16 protein-coding genes are annotated in these 15914 nt (G+C 73.3%); 4 read left to right on the top strand and 12 right to left on the bottom strand.

The window, feature by feature from the left end; all coding sequences use genetic code 11:
• Position 1 precedes the first annotated feature (1 nt).
• From AB0C33_RS02875 to AB0C33_RS02845, 7 genes are all read right to left on the bottom strand, one after another.
• A complete protein-coding gene (locus AB0C33_RS02875; protein ID WP_358283002.1) occupies positions 2 to 1090 on the bottom strand; it encodes an LLM class flavin-dependent oxidoreductase in 1089 nt (362 codons plus the stop codon).
• Positions 1087 to 2121 carry an LLM class flavin-dependent oxidoreductase gene (locus AB0C33_RS02870; protein WP_358283000.1) on the bottom strand — a complete coding sequence of 345 codons (1035 nt, stop codon included), beginning with the start codon at positions 2119 to 2121 and terminating at the stop codon, positions 1087 to 1089. Before AB0C33_RS02870 ends, AB0C33_RS02875 begins: the two co-directional genes overlap by 4 nt.
• Positions 2118 to 3287, bottom strand: a complete 1170-nt coding sequence (locus AB0C33_RS02865) for an LLM class flavin-dependent oxidoreductase (RefSeq protein ID WP_358282998.1) — start codon at positions 3285 to 3287, stop codon at positions 2118 to 2120. The genes AB0C33_RS02870 and AB0C33_RS02865 overlap by 4 nt, the downstream gene beginning before the upstream one ends.
• Positions 3284 to 4606: an NtaA/DmoA family FMN-dependent monooxygenase gene (locus tag AB0C33_RS02860; protein WP_358282997.1), complete on the bottom strand. Its 1323-nt coding sequence runs from the start codon at positions 4604 to 4606 to the stop codon at positions 3284 to 3286. The genes AB0C33_RS02865 and AB0C33_RS02860 overlap by 4 nt, the downstream gene beginning before the upstream one ends.
• Positions 4603 to 5514 (bottom strand): glutathione S-transferase C-terminal domain-containing protein, encoded by a 912-nt coding sequence (locus tag AB0C33_RS02855; protein ID WP_358282995.1) that lies wholly within the window; start codon positions 5512 to 5514, stop codon positions 4603 to 4605. The genes AB0C33_RS02860 and AB0C33_RS02855 overlap by 4 nt, the downstream gene beginning before the upstream one ends.
• Positions 5511 to 6029 (bottom strand): flavin reductase family protein, encoded by a 519-nt coding sequence (locus AB0C33_RS02850; RefSeq protein WP_352349501.1) that lies wholly within the window; start codon positions 6027 to 6029, stop codon positions 5511 to 5513. Before AB0C33_RS02850 ends, AB0C33_RS02855 begins: the two co-directional genes overlap by 4 nt.
• A 347-nt stretch (positions 6030 to 6376) precedes the next feature.
• A complete protein-coding gene (locus AB0C33_RS02845) occupies positions 6377 to 7717 on the bottom strand; it encodes a lanthionine synthetase LanC family protein (protein ID WP_358282994.1) in 1341 nt (446 codons plus the stop codon).
• A 110-nt stretch (positions 7718 to 7827) separates the two neighbouring features.
• Here AB0C33_RS02845 and AB0C33_RS02840 point away from each other — a divergent pair, with 110 nt between their 5' ends.
• On the top strand, positions 7828 to 8382 hold the full coding sequence (locus AB0C33_RS02840) for a hypothetical protein (RefSeq protein ID WP_358282992.1): 555 nt from the start codon (positions 7828 to 7830) through the stop codon (positions 8380 to 8382).
• Here the strand turns inward: AB0C33_RS02840 and AB0C33_RS02835 are convergent.
• On the bottom strand, positions 8368 to 8970 hold the full coding sequence (locus tag AB0C33_RS02835) for a TetR/AcrR family transcriptional regulator (RefSeq protein WP_358282990.1): 603 nt from the start codon (positions 8968 to 8970) through the stop codon (positions 8368 to 8370). The genes AB0C33_RS02840 and AB0C33_RS02835 overlap by 15 nt on opposite strands.
• Positions 8971 to 9037: 67 nt before the next feature.
• On the opposite strand from AB0C33_RS02835, the gene AB0C33_RS02830 reads away from it, so the two are divergent.
• Both AB0C33_RS02830 and AB0C33_RS02825 read left to right on the top strand, forming a co-directional pair.
• Positions 9038 to 10069 carry a saccharopine dehydrogenase NADP-binding domain-containing protein gene (locus AB0C33_RS02830; RefSeq protein WP_358282988.1) on the top strand — a complete coding sequence of 344 codons (1032 nt, stop codon included), beginning with the start codon at positions 9038 to 9040 and terminating at the stop codon, positions 10067 to 10069.
• Positions 10066 to 10914, top strand: a complete 849-nt coding sequence (locus AB0C33_RS02825; RefSeq protein ID WP_358282986.1) for an NAD(P)H-binding protein — start codon at positions 10066 to 10068, stop codon at positions 10912 to 10914. Before AB0C33_RS02830 ends, AB0C33_RS02825 begins: the two co-directional genes overlap by 4 nt.
• 34 nt (positions 10915 to 10948) lie before the next feature.
• Here AB0C33_RS02825 and AB0C33_RS02820 read toward each other — a convergent pair whose 3' ends face one another.
• Positions 10949 to 11437 carry a helix-turn-helix domain-containing protein gene (locus tag AB0C33_RS02820; RefSeq protein ID WP_358282985.1) on the bottom strand — a complete coding sequence of 163 codons (489 nt, stop codon included), beginning with the start codon at positions 11435 to 11437 and terminating at the stop codon, positions 10949 to 10951.
• A 69-nt stretch (positions 11438 to 11506) separates the two neighbouring features.
• On the opposite strand from AB0C33_RS02820, the gene AB0C33_RS02815 reads away from it, so the two are divergent.
• Positions 11507 to 12931 (top strand): MFS transporter, encoded by a 1425-nt coding sequence (locus AB0C33_RS02815; protein ID WP_358282983.1) that lies wholly within the window; start codon positions 11507 to 11509, stop codon positions 12929 to 12931.
• Here AB0C33_RS02815 and AB0C33_RS02810 read toward each other — a convergent pair.
• The 3 genes from AB0C33_RS02810 to AB0C33_RS02800 form a co-directional block, all read right to left on the bottom strand.
• On the bottom strand, positions 12928 to 13602 hold the full coding sequence (locus AB0C33_RS02810) for a sigma factor-like helix-turn-helix DNA-binding protein (RefSeq protein WP_358282981.1): 675 nt from the start codon (positions 13600 to 13602) through the stop codon (positions 12928 to 12930). The two genes, AB0C33_RS02815 and AB0C33_RS02810, sit on opposite strands and share 4 nt — an antisense overlap.
• Before the next feature lie 57 nt (positions 13603 to 13659).
• Positions 13660 to 14952, bottom strand: coding sequence for an ArsB/NhaD family transporter (locus tag AB0C33_RS02805; protein WP_352349485.1), 1293 nt, complete (start codon positions 14950 to 14952; stop codon positions 13660 to 13662).
• 172 nt (positions 14953 to 15124) lie between these two features.
• Positions 15125 to 15910: a hypothetical protein gene (locus AB0C33_RS02800; protein WP_358282979.1), complete on the bottom strand. Its 786-nt coding sequence runs from the start codon at positions 15908 to 15910 to the stop codon at positions 15125 to 15127.
• Between the last annotated feature and the right edge of the window lie 4 nt (positions 15911 to 15914).

Raw genomic sequence — 15914 nt, 5'->3', positions numbered from 1 at the left:
GTCACGGACGCGCCCAGGCCTCGGCGAGCAGTTCGTAGGAGCGCACGCGGTCGGCGGGGTCGTGGGTGATGGTGGTGACCAGCAACTCGTCGGCCCCGGTGACCCGGCGCAGCACGCGCAGCCCCTCGGCCACGGCCCGCGGCGTGCCGACGAATTGGGTGTCGATCCGGTCCTTGACCAGCGCGCGGTCGGCCTCGGTCCAGACGTGCCGGGCCGCCTCCGACGGCGTCGGGTACGGCATCGCGCCCGCCCCCGTCCTGATGCTGCGCACCCACAACCCGTACGGCGAGGCCAGCTCACGCGCCCTGGCCTCGTCCTCGGCCACCACCGCGTCGGCCGACACGATCACGTACGGCTCGGCCAGCTCGTCCGACGGCTTGAACGCCTCGCGGTACGCCTCCACGGCCTCCAGCACGCTCGACGGGCTGACGTGGTAGTTGGCCGCGAACGGCAACCCGCGCTCCCCCGCGACCCGGGCGCTCTGCCCGCCGCTGCTGCCCAGGATCCACACCTGGACGTCGGCCCCCTCGCCGGGCGTCACGTGGGCCTCGTGGGTCCCGCCGAGCAGCGCCAGCACCTCGTCGACCTGGTCGGCGAAGTCGGGCGTCACCGCTCCGGGCTGCTGGAGCAGGCTCGCCTGGAAGGCCAGGCGGGGGATCTTCGCCAGCCGCGACCAGTCGAAGGGCGGCGGGACGAGCAGCCCGTCCACCACCCTGGCCTCCGTGCTCGCCGGACGTGCGGGAGCCGGCTCGGCCCCGCGCCGCCCCGAGCGCCCGATGCCCAGATCGAGCCGGCCCGGATGCAGCGCGTCGATGATCCCGAACTCCTCCACCACGGACACCGGCGTCCGGTGGCCGAGCTGCACGGCTCCCGAGCCGACCCTGATCGTCGAGGTGGCCGCCGCCACCAGGCCGATCAGCACGGCGGGGGCCGAGCCGGCCACGCCCGGGGCGAAGTGGTGCTCGGCCAGCCAGTAACGGGCGTAGCCGAACTCCTCCGCGCGCCGGGCGAGCTCGATCGTGTCGCGTAACGCCTGGCCCGCGGTGCCGCCCGAGCTGATGGGGGCCAGGTCGAGGACGGACAGGCTCATGACGCGCTCCCCGGGAACGGGCGGCTGGGGATCTCCGCGCGCAGCGCCGGCGCGATCTCGGTCTGGAACAGCTCCAGCGTCTCCCGGTGCTGCCCCGGCGTCAGGCCGTCGGCGTCGGCGGGCAGGTGCATGACCTCGTGCCCGAACCGCTTGTGGTAGCGCAGCACCTTGTCGATGATCTGCTGCGGGCTGCCGACCAGGATCGAGCCGCGTTCGACGGCGTCCTCCAGGGTGGGGAAGACCGGCCGCACGCCGGCCCGCCGGAACGTCTCCAGGCGGGCCTGGTAGATCGGCCGGTACTCGGCCAGGGCCCGTTGCGAGGTGCGGGCCGCGTAGTAGCCCGCGCTGCCCGCCCCCACCAGGGCGTCGGCGGGGTCGTGGCCGTGATGGGCCCAGCGTTCGCGGTAGTGGTCGATCAGCTCGGCGTAGGGCTCGATGGGGTTGGTGACGTTGGCCGAGAACAGCGGGTCGCCGTGGCGGGCGGCCAGCTCGACCGACTCCTTGCTGGTCGCGCTGCCGTGCCAGACCCTGATCGGCCGTTGCAGCGGGCGCGGCCAGGTCTCGGCGTCGGTCAGCGCGGGCCGGAAGCGGCCCTGCCAGGTGACCCGGTCCTCCCGCCACAGGCGGCGGAACAGCTCGTACGACTCGCGGTTGCGCTCCCACTGGTCCGCGGCGGTGACGTGGAAGAGCCTGGCCTGCGCCGCGCCGTTGCCCTTGCCGACGATCAGTTCGAGCCGGCCGCCGGACAGGTGGTCGAGCGTGGCGTAGTCCTCGTAGGCGCGGACCGGGTCGAGCAGGCTCAGCGTGGTGACCGCGGTGAACAGCCTGATCCTGGACGTCCTGGCGGCGATGTGGCTGAGCACGACCGGGGGCGAGGAGGAGATGAAGGGCCGCTCGTGCCGCTCGCCCACGCCGTAGCCGTCGAAGCCCAGTTCCTCGAAGAGCACGGCGGTCTCGACGACCTCGCGGAATCGTTCCGTGGGTGACCGGCCGTCGCTGTGGACGATCAATGTGATGCCCAGAAATTTCATGACACCTCCGCGTACCTGCTCGCCGGGCGCGGCAGGCCGAGCAGCCCGCGTAGCGTCCGGGCTTCGTACCCGCTCCTGAAGGCCCCGCGCCCGCGCAGCTCGGCCGTCAGCTCCCGGCTGATCCGCTCCAGGTCGTACGGCACCGCCCCCGGCCGCAGCCGGAAGCCCTCGATCCCGGCCCGCCGCCACTCCAGCAGCAGGCCGGCCAGCTCCCCCGCGTCGCCGGTGAAGATCGCCGCGTCGGAGGTCAGTTCGACCCCGTCCAGCTCGTCGAGCCGCGCCTTGCGCCGGGCCGCGTCCGGGCCCAGGAAGACGAGCAGGTCGGCGAAGATCCGCAGGTCGCCGGAGAGCCCCCGGACCTCCTGGACGATCTCCCGCGCGTGCTCGGCCGAGCGCGGCGTGACGAAGACGACGTCCGCGCCGCCCGCCGCGAACTCGTACGGCAGCCGCGCGTGGGCCAGCGCGGCCACCACCGGCTGCCCCTGCGGCGACCTGGGCGTGATGGACGGCCCCCGCACCGAGAAGAACCCGCCCTCGAAGTCGATGTGGTGGAGTTTGCCGCGGTCGACGAACCGGCCGGCGGCCACGTCCCTGATCTCGGCGTCGTCCTCCCAGCTGTCCCAGAGCCGCCGGGCCACCTCCACGGCGTCGGCGGCCTCGGCGAACAGGGCGCGCACGTGCGGGTCGGCCGACAGGTCCACCCCGCCGGGCCTGTTCAGCACCTGGTCGAGCGGGGCGAACCGGCGGCGGCCGAAGTGGGCCGCCTCGCTCGCCCGCGCCGAGACCTGCGGCCGCCAGCCCGCCCGGCCGCCGCTGACGTGGTCGAGGGTGGCGATGCCGATGGCCACATGGAACGGCTCGGTGTGCGTGGTGGTGGCCGTCGGCACCAGGCCGATCCGGGTGGTCAGCGGCGCCAGCCGGGCCGCGAGCAGCACCGCGTCGAACCGGCCGCGTACCTGGTCGGTGCGGTCGTCGGGGCCGTCGGGCCGGGTGGACTGCAGGCCCAGGGCGTCCTCGATGGTGACGAAGTCGAGCAGCCCGCGCTCGGCCTCGGCGACGAGCCCCGCCCAGTGACCGGCCGAGAAGAGCCGCGTGCCGGGGGCCGCGCGCCAGGCGGCGGGGTGCCAGCCGGCGCCGTCCAGGGCGACGGCCAGGTGCAGCGTCATGACAGCTCCAGGTGCTCGCGCAGGGTGGTCCCGGTGTACTCCGTGCGGAAGACGCCGCGTTCGCGCAGCGCCGGCACCACCCGGTCGACGAACTCGTCCAGCCCGCCGGGGGTCAGGTGCGGGACGAGGATGAAGCCGTCGGCCGCGCCGGCCTGCACGTGCTCGTCCATCTGCCGGGCCACGCCCTCGGGGGTGCCGACGAACGTCTGCCGTCCGGTGACCTCGATCACCAGCTCGCGGATGCTCAGCCCCTTCTCCGCGGCCAGCGCCCGCCATTTGGCCGCCACCTCGGCACGGTCCTTGATCGGCACCCGTCCCTGGGAGACGCCTTGGGACAGGTCCGGCTCGACGTCGGGGAACGGTCCATCGGGGTCGAAGGCCGACATGTCCCGCCCCCACACCTGCTCCAGGAACGCGATCGCGGTCTGCGGCCCGACCTGCTGCCGCCGGATCCTGGCCGCGTTCTCGGCGGCCTCCTCGTCGGTGTCGCCCAGCGCGAACGTCACACCGGGCATGATCTTGAGCTGGTGGGGCTCCCGGCCGTACCGGGCCAGGCGGCCCTTGACGTCGGCGGAGAAGCGCCTGCCGTCCTCCAGCCTGCCGTGCGGGGTGAAGACCACGTCGGCGTGGGCGGCGGCGAACTCGCGGCCGTCGTCCGAGTCGCCGGCCTGGATGATCACCGGGTGTCCCTGCGGGGAGCGCGGCAGCGTGAACCGGCCCTCGACGGTGAAGTGCCTGCCCCGGTGGCTGACCGTGCCGATCGCGCCCTCCCGCAGGAAACGGCCCGCGCCCTGGTCGGCGAGCACGGCGTCCGGCTGCCAGGAGTCCCACAACTCGCGCGACAGCCGGACGAACTCCTCGGCCCGCCGGTACCGGTCGGCGGGGTCGAGGAAGCCGCCGCGGCGGAAGTTCTCGCCGGTGAAGGCGTCGGAGGTGGTCACCACGTTCCAGGCGGCCCGGCCCTCGCTCAGGTGGTCGAGCGTGGACAGCCGCCTGGCCAGCTCGTACGGCTCGTTGAAGGTGGCGTTGACCGTGCCCGCGAGCCCGAGCCGCGAGGTCACCGCGGCCAGGGCGCTGAGCACGGTCAGCGCCTCGGGCCTGCCGACCACGTCCAGGTCGTGGATGCGGCCCTTGAGCTCGCGCAGCCGCAGCCCCTCGGCCAGGAAGAAGAAGTCGAACGTGCCGCGCTCGGCCGTCCTGGCGAGGTGGACGAACGAGGCGAAGTCGATCTGGCTCCCCGACCGGGGGTCGGCCCACACGGTGGTGTTGTTCACGCCGGGGAAGTGCGCGGCGAGGTGCACCTGCCTCTTGCGCGTCACCGGCCCCGCCCGTGCGGCGTGTCCCAGGCGGCGGGCAGGCCCTCGACGGTCTCGCCGAACGCCGGGCGCTGGTAGAGGTCGCGGGCGTAGCCCCAGAGGTGCTCGAAGTCGGGCAGCTCGCGCTCGCTGATGAGGTGCTCGCGGTTGTGCAATGCGTCGAACCTGGCCAGCGTCACCCACAGCCGCACGTCCGCCTCGGTGATCGTGTCGCCGGTCAGGAAACGCTGCTCGGCCAGGCGTTCGTCCAGGCGTTCCAGGGCCGCGACGACGCGGTGGCGCTCGTCCTCGCGGGCGGCCTCGGTGCCGGCGGGGGCCACCCGGGTGACGCCGGTGTTGACGTCGTGGTAGATCCACGCGTTCAGCTTGTCGATCTCGCCGCGCAGGTGCTCGGGGTAGAGGTCGACCGAGGTGTCGGCCCACTTCTCGAACTGGGTGGCCAGATCGATCGTGATGTCCGGGAAGTTGTTGCTGACGATCCTGCGCCGCGCCCTGTCCCAGAGCACGGGCACCGAGATGTGGCCCGGGTAGCCCTTCTCGGTGGCGTCGTAGGCCTGCTCCAGGAAGGCGAACCCGTTGACCGGGTCCGGGCCCCTGCGCTCCCTGAAGGCCCAGCCCCGGCCGTCTCGCTCGTCGTCCACGTACGACAACGAGACGACGTCCTCCAGGCGCTTGAGCTTGCGGACGATCGCGACGCGCTGGGCGTAGGGGCAGGTCCAGGCGGCATAGACGTGGTAGCGGCCGGGCTCGGCGCGGTAGCCGCTGGTGCCGTCGGCGGTGACGCGCTCCTGGAAGGGGTAGACCGGGCGGTCCCAGCCGGCCGACAGGTGCAGGCGGCCGGGGCCGTAGCGGCCGTAGGCGATCCGGTCGAGCGGGCCGGCGTAGACCGGCGTGCCGGTGGTGGCGGTCACAGGTTCTCCTGGTGGGGTAGGAAGCGGCCGAACCGGCCCTGGTGGTAGAGCAGCGGGCGGCCGGCGTTGTGCGTGGCCGCCTCGGCCACCAGGCCGACGACCAGCACGTGGTCGCCGACCTCGACGGTCTCGTACGGCAGGCAGATCAGGTGGGCGGAGACGTCCTGGAGCAGCGGCGCGCCGAGCGGCCCCGCCCGCCACCGCGTGGGCGCGGCGAACCTGTCCACCCCCTTGCGCGCGAACCGCGCCGCCAGCTCGGCCTGGTCGCTGGCCAGGATGTTGACCGCGAAGTGGTCGGCCCCGCGCAACCACGGCCAGGTGGTGGAGGACTGGTCCACGTAGAAGGAGACGAGCGGCGGGTCGAGGCTGACCGAGGAGAACGAGGTGGCGGTGAGCCCCACGGGGATGCCCTCGCTCTGCGCGGTGATCACCACCACTCCGCTGGCGTGCACGGCGAGCGCCTGGCGGAACACGTCGGCGCCGACGGCCTGCTGGTCGGGCAGGGTGTCGGTCATGCGCCGGCCTCCGCTCGGTACGGGCGGACGGGTCTGATTGCGATCACGGAAAGGCTCCTCACGGGAGAGAGGGCGTGCTCACGCCGCTCCCGGCGGCCGGGCCGGGAGCGCCGGGAAGGGGGCACGCGAGGGTTCGTCAGCGGAGGCGTGGACGGCGTCGGCCACGCTGGAGCGCTCAGGGGAAGGCGGGCGGCTGCTGGTCCGTGATCAACGACACTGGGCGCTGGCGACGTGGCCGAAGTCCACGTGCGGGCGCCTGGTCAGGAGAGTGCCCTGGCTCATGCCAACGACGCTAGGCCGCCGCGAGCCTCAAGTCAATATTCCCTACTGGTTTTAAAGGGAATACCTTATTGGGATGAATCGCGAAGTTTGGCGGGTGGCACCGGGATCGCCGGGAAGGGGTTGTCCGGCAGCAGGATGACCCGGCGCGCCTGCCGGGGCTGCATGGCGGCGTCGAGGTGGAGCAGGGCGGCCCCGATGCCGGCCGCGCCGACCATGTACCCGGTGTCCGCGCTCACCTCGCCCGGCCGCAGCCGCCGGTACGCCTGGTACCAGCGGAACCCCTGCCCGTCGTGGTTGTCGCCGCGCCCGATGAGGTGCCCGGCGAGCACCTGGGCCTGCGCGAGGCGGGCTTCGTCGCCGGTCGCCGCCCACAGGCCGACGAACAGTTCGAGCAGCCCGGCCGCGCCGCAACACTGGCAGGCCACGTTCCAGAAGCCGTCGGTCTGCCGGAGGGGGGCGCCGCTCTCGACGACGCCGTGCGCGAGCCGTTCGACCCAGTCGAGGTGGCCGGGGTCGCCGGTGACCCGGTACAGCTCGTAGAACATCCGGGCCACGCCCGCCGAGCCCGAACAGAAGCCCAGGTAGTGCAGCTCGCGCCCCTGCGGCACGTGGTGCGGGACGACGGCGCACCTGCCCGCCACCGCGCTCACCTCGCGCACGAAGCCCGCGCCACGGGCGGCCGCCTCCAGGAAACGCCGCTCGCCCGTGACGCCGTGGAGCCTGGCCAGCAGGAAGGCGGTGCCCGCCGTGCCGGACAGGAAGCCCGGGGTGACGGCGTCGAGCGGCAGGTCCGCGCAGTCGCCGAAACGATGGCCGGGCACGGCGAGCCCGGCGATGCGCTCGCCCGCCGCCACCGCCGTCTCCTCGTAGCCGCGCACGCCGAGCGCGGCGGCGGCCTGGAGCAGCCCGAGCACGATCCCGCCGTCGCCGCGCTGGGCGGGCTCGCGGGTCCAGCCGAGGCCGCCGTCCAGCGGGCGGGCGGCGCGGACGATCGTGTCGGCCACCGCGACGGCCTCCTCCTCGAAGACGCCGTCGCCGAAGGCCCAGCCAGCCTCGATCAGCGCGACGAGCGTGCCGGTCAGGCCGTGGTAGAGGGTCAGGTCGGCGCGTTCGCGCCAGGTGGCGGCCAGGTAGCGGGCGCCTCTGCGGGCGTCGTCCAGGTACGCCTCGTGGCCGGTGGCGGCGGCCAGTTCCAGGAAGAACAGCACGATGCCGGCCGCGCCCGCGTACAGGGAGGCGGAGTCGCCGGCGGCGGCCGACCTGCCACGGGGGTCGGGGTTGGCGCGCCAGTGGCGGCCTCTGCCGTCGTCGACGGCGGCGGTGCGGATCCAGCGGCCCGCCATGATCGCGGCGGTCAGCGGAGTCTCGGCGCGCTCACTCGGCGAGCGGGTCCGGTCCAAGCCCATACTCCATTCTCCCACACTTCCGGTAGGAAAATCGGCCTTTTCTCAAGGGTTCGCCTCCATCATCGCGGGTAACGGAACGGTGACGTCGAGTATCGAACGGGGAGGGCGTCGTGAAGCGTCCCATCATCTGTGCCGCGATCCTGGCCCTGGGCGTCACGGGCTGCACGAACACCGGATACGACACAGGGCAGCACCTGCCGCAGAACGAGGGCGCGAACGCCGACGCCAAGGGCGTCATACACGTGCGCAACGCCCACCTGCGAGCCGCCGCCGGCCAGGCGGCCACCCCGTCCTCGCCCGCCGCCGAGCAGAACCTCTACGCCGTGCTGATCAACGACGGCCACAAGCCCGACCAGCTCCAGCGGATCACCGTCGACGGCGGCGGCTCGGTGCAGCTCTCCGGCGCCGCCGCCGACATCCGGCCCGGCCAGCCCGTGGGCGCGGGCGACCAGCCGCTCGGCACGGTCACCGGCGTACGCGGCGCCACCGTGCCCATGACCTTCACCTTCCGCGACGCCGGGGCCGTGCGCGTGTACGTGCCCGTGAAGCAGAACGCGAGCCAGTCCCCCGCCGGCTCGCCCGGCCCCGCGACCACTCCGGCGGCGCCGGGCCACGCGCCGCCGCACGCCCCCCGTCACCGGACCGGCCACTCAACCGGCCACTGACGGCCGCAGCGCCGACAGCAGCCGGTCCAGCTCGGCGGCGATCAGCGGCAGGTCGGCGTCCGGGTCGGCGGAGCGGGCCAGCAGCATGCCGCCCTCGCAGACCGCGCCGAACACGAGCTGCGCGCGGGCGGGCGCGTTCCCGCCCGCGATCCGGCCGCCCTCGGCGGCCCGGCGCAGGCCGCCGGACAGGACGCGCAGCAGGTGGTCGTACTCGATCTCGCGGGCGGTCTCCCAGCCCAGCACCGAGGGCGCGTCGAGCAGCACGATCTGCCGGAAGCCCGGGTCGAGGCAGTGCTCCAGGAAGGTGCGCAGGCCCCGGCGCAGCGCCGCCAGCGGGTCGTCCTCCTGGGCGCCGGCGTGCTCCAGGGCCGCCGCGACCTCGGCCAGCTCGCCGGTGAACGCCGCCCGGAACAGCGCCGGCTTGCCGCCGAAGTGGTGGTAGGCGGCCCCCTTGGTCACCCCCGCGCGGGCGGCGACGGCGTCGATCGAGGTGTCGGCGTAGCCGTTCTCGCCGAACAGCCGGCGCGCGGCGCCCACCAGCCGCGCCGTCGTCTCGTCCGTGCGTTCTGCCTGGGTACGGCGGCTCATTGACTTCCATACTCCTAGTACGTATGTTCGAATCACGTACCAGAAGTATGGAACATGGAGGCCGATCGTGTCCGCAGAACCCATCGCCGTCTACGGAGCAAGTGGTCATACCGGACGCCTGGTGGCGGCGGAATTACGCGCCCGCGGCCTGGAGGTGATCCTGGCCGGCCGCGACGCCGCCCGGCTCAAGGCCGTCTCCGACGAGCTCGGCGGAGCCCGCGTGCACGAGGCCCCGCTCGACGACGCCGACGCCCTGCGGGCCCTCACCGCCGAGGCCGGCGTGCTGGTCCACTGCGCCGGGCCCTTCACCGACACCGGCCGGCCCGTGGCCCGCGCCGCGGCGGCGTCCGGCTGCCACTACGTCGACCACGCCCTGGAGCAGCACCACACCAAGTGGATGTTCGACACCATGTCCGAGCCCGCCGCGGCCGCGGGCATCACGATGATCACGGCCATGAGCTTCTACGGCGGCATGGGCGACCTGCTGGCCGCGGCCGTGTCCGCCGGGCTGACCGGCATCGACCGGGTGACCAGCGCCTACGCCGTGTCCGGCTGGCGGCTGACCACCGGCGCGCGCAAGACCGCCGAGCTGCTGTTCGCCGACACCCGCCGCATCACCTTCAGCGACGGCGCCGAGCACGTCGGGTACGTCGAGCCGCGCAACGCCGTCTTCCCCTTCCCGCCGCCGCTCGGACCGCGGACGATGATCGCGCCGATCCCGTCGTCGGAGGTCGTCACCGTGCCCAGGCACGTGCCGGCCCGCTGGGTCGAGGCGCAGCTCACCGCGCACACCTTCGAGGAGGAGGGCGCGTTCACCGGCGAGGCCGTCGACCCGGAGACCAGGGCGGGCTCGGAGTTCACCGTGGCCGTCCAGGTCGTCACCGAGGACGGCGGCGCGGCCGGCCGGATCACCGGCCGCGACCTGTGGCGGCTCAGCGCGCTGGCCTCGGTCGAGGCCGCCGTGCGGCTGGCCGGCGGGCACGGGCCGGGGCCCGGCGTCTTCGCCCCGGCCGAGGCGTTCCCCGCCGAGCCGTTCCTGCGCGACCTCGAAGCGCTCGGGCTGCTCAGGCTCACCCTGCCGGGAAGGAGCGGACGATGATCCTGGTCACGGGCGCGGCCGGCGGCCCCCAGGGCGGCACCGGCAGGCAGGTCGCCGAACAGCTGCTCCAGCGCGACCAGGCCGTGCGCGCCTTCGTGCACTCCGACGACGAGCGCGCCGGCGAGCTGCGCAAGCTCGGCGCGGACGTCGTCGTCGGCGACCTGCGCGAGATCAGGGACGTGCGGCCCGCGATGCGCGGGGTGCGGCGGGCGTACTTCACCTATCCGGTGACGGCCGGGCTGCTCGACGCGACCGGCGCGTTCGCGGCGGCGGCCAGGGAGGAGGGGGTCGAGCGGGTGGTCGAGGTCTCCCAGCTCGACGCCCAGCCCGAGGCCGGGACGCCGCGCATGCGCCGCCACTGGCTGTCGGAGCAGGTCTTCGACTGGGCGGGGGTGGGCGCGGTGCACCTGCGCGCGGCGGTCTTCTTCGAGAACCTGGCCGTCGTGGCGGACGCGTACGGCGAGCTGGCCCTCCCACTGGGCCCGCCGGACACGCTGATTCCGCTCGTCGCCGCCGCCGACGTGGCGCGGGTGGGCGCGGGCCTGCTGCTGGACCCGGCACCGGCCGACCCGGTGTGCCTGGTGACGGGCCAGATGGCGACGGCCGCCGAGGCCGCCGACGCCCTCGGCGTGCGCTACGCGGACCTGCCGCCCGAGGAGTGGGAGCGGCGGGCGCACGACGTGTACCGCGACCCGTACGCCGTCGAGCACCTGAGCCACCTGTGGGCGATCTTCCGCTTCATCGGCTCCGGCGACCACCCGCTCTACCGGGTCACCGAGAGCATCGAGCGCGTCGGCGGGCGTCGTCCGGTGACGATCGGGGAGTTCGCCGCCGCCCGGCGCTGACCCCGTCCTGGCCGGCCCGCCTCCACCAGGCCGGTCAGCGCAGGCCGGCGAGCACGCCGCGCGCGACGGCCTCCCGCCCGGCCTCCTCCTCGGCCGCCGCCGCCTGCTCGGCCGCCATGCGCACGTCGTAGGCGGCGCGGGCCGTGGCGATCTCGCCCTGGTGCTCCTCGGTCCAGGTGACCAGGGCGCGGATGGTGGCGTGCAACGTGCCGCCGAGGGGCGTCAGCGCGTAGTCCACGCGGGGCGGCACGGTCGGATGGACGGTACGGCTCACCAGGCCGTCGCGCTCCAGGTGACGCAGGGTCCTGGTCAGCATGCGCTGGCTCACGCCGTCGATCATGCGGCGCAGCTCGGTGAAGCGCAGGCTGCGCCGGTCGAGCAGCGCGATCACCTGGAGCGACCACTTGTCGGCGATCCGGTCGAGGATCTGCCTGACCTCGCAGTCCTCCCGCTGGTCCCATTGCAGCACGTCGTAGTCGGTATCCCCGCAGTGACCGAGGGACATCGAGGTTCCGTCTTCCATGGCTCCTTATGGTGACCAAAAATGCTGCTGGTTACAAGAAGGAACCGACCATTGTGGAAGGAATTCACCATGTCTCCCTCGAACCACCCCCGCATGGGGGCGCGCGCGTGGAGCGCGCTGTTCGTCCTGGCGGCGGCCGTCTTCCTGGAAGGCATCGACGTGGCCATGCTCAACGTGGCGCTGCCGTCGATCCGCGCCGACCTCGGCCTGTCCACCGGCACGCTCAGCGGCGTGGTCAGCGCGTACGTGCTGGGTTACGGCGGCTTCATGCTGCTGGGCGGCCGGGCCGCCGACCTGCTCGGCCACCGCCGCATGTTCCTGACCTGGCTGACGGTGTTCCTGCTCTTCTCCGGGCTGGGCGGCCTGGCGACCGAAGGATGGATGTTGCTGGTCGCCCGGTTCGTCACGGGGGTCGCCGCCGCGTTCATGGCGCCCGCCGGGCTGGCGCTGGTCACCGGCAACTTCCCCGAGGGCCCGCAGCGCACCAAGGCGCTCGGCGTGTACGCCGGAACCGCGGCGGGCGGCTTCTCGCTCGGCCTGGTCGCCGGCGGCCTGCTGGCCTCGATCGGCTGGCGCTGGGTGTTCTTCGCCCCCGTGGTGCTGTCGGCGGTGATCCTGCTGGCCGCCGTCCCGCTGGTCAAGGACTCCGGCGAACGGGTGCGGGGCTCGTTCGACCTGGCCGGGGCGCTGACCATCACCGGCTCGATGTTGCTGCTCGTGTACGGCGTGGTCCGCCTGGAGGCGCCCGCGGACGGCTCCGGCGTCACCATCGCGACGTTCGCCGCCGGGCTGCTGCTGCTCGCCCTGTTCGTGCTGATCGAACGCCGCTCGTCCAACCCGCTGGTCCGGCTGGACATCCTGCGCTCGGGGCCGCTCGTCCGGGCCAACCTCGGCGCGCTGCTCTTCCTGGCCTCGTTCGCCGGGTTCCAGTTCCTGGCCACGCTCTACCTGCAGGAGGTGCGCGGCTGGAGCACCCTGCAGACCGGGCTGGCCATGCTGGTGATCGGCATCGACACGGTGCTGGCCCCCACGCTCACGCCGCGCCTGGTGAACAGGTTCGGCAACGCCCGCGTGCTGTTCGCCGGGATCGTGCTGTCGGCGCTGGCGTACGCGCTGTTCCTGCCGGTCGGCCCGGACTGGACGTACGCCGCCATGCTGCCCACCATGCTCCTGCTCGGCCTGGCCTTCTCGCTGACCTACGGCCCGCTGACCATGGCCGCGACCGAGGGCGTGGCGGAGGACCGGCAGGGCCTGGCCGGCGGCCTGCTCTACACGGCCATGCAGTTCGGCACCGCGCTCGGCCTGTCGGCGGTCACCGCCGTGAACGTGGCCGCGCTCGGCGGCGGCGCCGCGCCGACCCTGAACTCGCTCCGGATCGCCCTGGCCGTCCCGGTGGCCGTCGCGGTGGCGGCCGTGCTGGTGACCGCGTTCGGCCTGCGTGCCCGCGCCGCCGCCGCGCCCGTCGAGAGCCCGGTGCCCGAGACCGTCGGCTAGGACGGGTCCGCCCCCGGCGCACGCACCCGGGAGAGCTTGTCGGGGTTCGCGACCGTGTAGATGTCGCGCACCTGCGACCCGTCGGAGGTCAGATCGACGACCATGACGGCGAACGGCGCGTTCTCCACGAACACCACCGCCGACGGGTCCCCGTTGGTCTCCCGGTACTGGATGTCCAGCCCCTCCATCGGCTGGGCGGTGCGCGCGACGAGCAGCCGGGCCACCTTGTCGCGGCCCCGGACCGGACGCGGCCCGCCCACCACGGACTTGCCGCCGCCGTCGGCCCACAGGGTCACCTCCGGCGCCAGCAGCTCCATCAGCGCGTCGAGGTCGCCGCCGAACGCCGCCGCCACGAACCGCTCGGTCACCTCCCGCTGGACGTGCGCGTCCACCCGGTACCGCGGACGCCGGGCCTGCACGTGCTCGCGGGCCCGGTGCGCGAGCTGGCGTACGGCGGCGGGGCTGCTGCCGAGCATGCCGGCGATCTCGGTGTGCTGGAAGGCGAACACCTCGTGCAGGACGAACACGGCCCGCTCCAGCGGGTCCGGGTCCCGCGACGACCAGGCCAGCCAGGTGTCCTGGAGCACGTCCTCGATGTCGGAGACGCTGCCGAGCATGTTGTAGACGATGGAGAACAGCAGCTCCCTGTGGCCGCCGAAAACGTCCGTCATTCCAGGCATCATGTCCTTTGAGAGCCTTTGTGGCCCCCGGGTGTGACATGAACTGCGTCACACCAGGTAACGCAGCCACAGGTACGGCGTCGCCAACGCGACCGTCGTCGCGGTGACGATCAGACCGTACTTCGTGAACTGCCAGAAGCTGATCGGGGTGCCGTTGCGGGCGGCGATGCCGAGGATGACCACGTTCGCCGCCGCGCCCACGGCGGTGGCGTTGCCGCCCAGGTCGGCGCCGAGCGCCAGGGCCCACCACAACACCTGCGCCGGCCCCTCCCCGCCGTTGGCCTGGACGAGGTCGGCGACGATCGGGCTCATGGTGGCCACGTACGGGATGTTGTCGACGATGGCGGAGAGGCCCGCCGAGGCCCACAGCAGGACCATCGTGGTCAGCCCGAGCCGGCCGTGCGTGGCCTGCGCGGCGGCCTGGGAGACCTGGGCGATGACCCCGGTCTCCACCAGCGCGCCGACCATGACGAACAGCCCCGCGAAGAACACCAGCGTGGGCCACTCGACCTCGGCGATCGCCTCCTCGGTGGTCACCTTGGTGAGCGCCACCAGCACGCCCGCGCCGAGCAGCGCCACCACCGACGGCTCGTAGTGCAGCACGGGATGCAGCACGAACGCCGCCATCACCACCGCGAGCACGGTCAGCGACTGCCACAGCAGCCTGCGGTCGGCGATGGCCTCGCGCTCGTCGAGCGTCATGATCTCGGCCGCCAGCTCGGGGTCGTAGCGGAACGACCGGCGGAACATCACCCGGCACAGCCCGATGAAGACCACGAGCAGCACCACGATCAGCGGGGCGAGGTGGGCGAGGAAGTCGTTGAAGGTCAGCCCGCCGCGGCTGGCGATGATGATGTTGGGCGGGTCGCCGACCAGGGTGGCGGTGCCGCCGATGTTGGAGGCCATCGCCTCGGCGATGAGGAACGGCGCCACCGGCAGCGCCAGCCGTTCGCAGACCAGGAACGTCACCGGCGCGATCAGCAGCACGGTGGTCACGTTGTCCAGCAGCGCCGACGCGCCCGCGGTGATCAGGATCAGCAGCACCATGAGCCGGAACGGGCGCCCCCTGGCCCGTTTGGCGGCCCAGATGGCCAGGAACTCGAAGACGCCCGTCTGTTTCAGCACGCCGACGATGACCATCATGCCGAGCAGCAGGAAGATGACGTTCCAGTCGATGCCGGTGTGCTCGTCGAAGAAGGCCGCGCCGCCGTCGGTGGCGTGCAGCACCAGCATGATCCCCGCGCCGCCGAGCGCGGCGGCGACCCGGTGCACCTTCTCGGTGGCGATCAGCGTGTACGAGACGAGGAAGACGGCGACCGCCAGCCACGCGGTGACGGTCACGGCGGACCACCCGGGAAAGCCTTCAAGGAGAACTCCACGATCGACGACAGAATCGCCGACCAGACTTCCCGGCACACCTCAGGACAACTTACCAAGAGGCGCGGCCGGACGGGACCGGCGTACTGGCCGCCCGTACGGGGCCAGGCGCCGGTCGCGCCCGGTGGGTGGCCGGTCAGCCGACGTTGAACTGCCCCTTGAAGCCCGCGTGCAGCACACTGCCGGACGAGCCCGTGACGCACGTGCCCGACCCGCCGAGCAGGTAGGTGTCGAACCGGCCGGTGAACGTCCTGCCCCTGAACGGCCCGGACTGGATCGTCCCCGACACCTTGGCCGTGTCGTGCACGACCTCGACGATGCGCGCGCTGGCCTTGCTGGTCTGCCTGGTGCCCTTGATGGTCCAGTCGATGGTGACCGTGCCGGTGCCCCCGGGCGCGGCGGTCCCGGCGGCGGCGGCGCGGTCGCGGATGACGCCGTCGGACTGCCCCCAGCGCTCGCGGTCGTAGACGACGCGGTCGGCCAGGTTGCGCTCGTCCTGGTCGTGGACGATGCGGTCGGCCAGGCTGCGGCCCTCGCGGTTGTAGACGATGCGGTTGGACAGGCTGCGGTCCTCGGCGTCGCGGTCGCCGAACACGCGGTCGAAGGCGTTGCCCTCGCCGGACGGGCGTCCCCTGGTGATGGTGCGTCCGCCGCAGCTCGGGTTCACACCGTTGAAGCTGGCTCTGAGCCGTGCCGCGGTGACGCCCGTGCCGCTGCGGTCGACGCAGTTCCACGGCTCCCGGCGGCTGACGGAACGGTCCAGGTGCAGCAGCCGCTGCGCCCCGGGAATGTACTGTGCCTGGCCGGACACGGTGCAGGAGATCACGGCCGCGGCGTGCGCGGCCCCCGGGACGACGGCCGGAGCCAGGACGGTCAGCCCGGCGGCGGCCAGGGCGGGCAGTGACGTGGCGAGAGTAGGCATGAGA

The organism is Nonomuraea sp. NPDC048881, assembly GCF_040649795.1.
In the GTDB taxonomy this organism is placed as follows: domain Bacteria; phylum Actinomycetota; class Actinomycetes; order Streptosporangiales; family Streptosporangiaceae; genus Nonomuraea.
This window is presented reverse-complemented; position numbering and strand designations above follow the sequence as displayed.

Coding starts and splice junctions, on each gene's coding strand:
- AB0C33_RS02810 (WP_358282981.1), bottom strand. CDS start 13,602: ATGACGGACGTTTTCGGCGGCCACAGGGAGCTGCTGTTCTCCATCGTC.
- AB0C33_RS02820 (WP_358282985.1), bottom strand. CDS start 11,437: ATGGAAGACGGAACCTCGATGTCCCTCGGTCACTGCGGGGATACCGAC.
- AB0C33_RS02835 (WP_358282990.1), bottom strand. CDS start 8,970: ATGAGCCGCCGTACCCAGGCAGAACGCACGGACGAGACGACGGCGCGG.
- AB0C33_RS02870 (WP_358283000.1), bottom strand. CDS start 2,121: ATGAAATTTCTGGGCATCACATTGATCGTCCACAGCGACGGCCGGTCA.
- AB0C33_RS02815 (WP_358282983.1), top strand. CDS start 11,507: ATGTCTCCCTCGAACCACCCCCGCATGGGGGCGCGCGCGTGGAGCGCG.
- AB0C33_RS02865 (WP_358282998.1), bottom strand. CDS start 3,287: ATGACGCTGCACCTGGCCGTCGCCCTGGACGGCGCCGGCTGGCACCCC.
- AB0C33_RS02845 (WP_358282994.1), bottom strand. CDS start 7,717: ATGGGCTTGGACCGGACCCGCTCGCCGAGTGAGCGCGCCGAGACTCCG.
- AB0C33_RS02875 (WP_358283002.1), bottom strand. CDS start 1,090: ATGAGCCTGTCCGTCCTCGACCTGGCCCCCATCAGCTCGGGCGGCACC.
- AB0C33_RS02850 (WP_352349501.1), bottom strand. CDS start 6,029: ATGACCGACACCCTGCCCGACCAGCAGGCCGTCGGCGCCGACGTGTTC.
- AB0C33_RS02800 (WP_358282979.1), bottom strand. CDS start 15,910: ATGCCTACTCTCGCCACGTCACTGCCCGCCCTGGCCGCCGCCGGGCTG.
- AB0C33_RS02825 (WP_358282986.1), top strand. CDS start 10,066: ATGATCCTGGTCACGGGCGCGGCCGGCGGCCCCCAGGGCGGCACCGGC.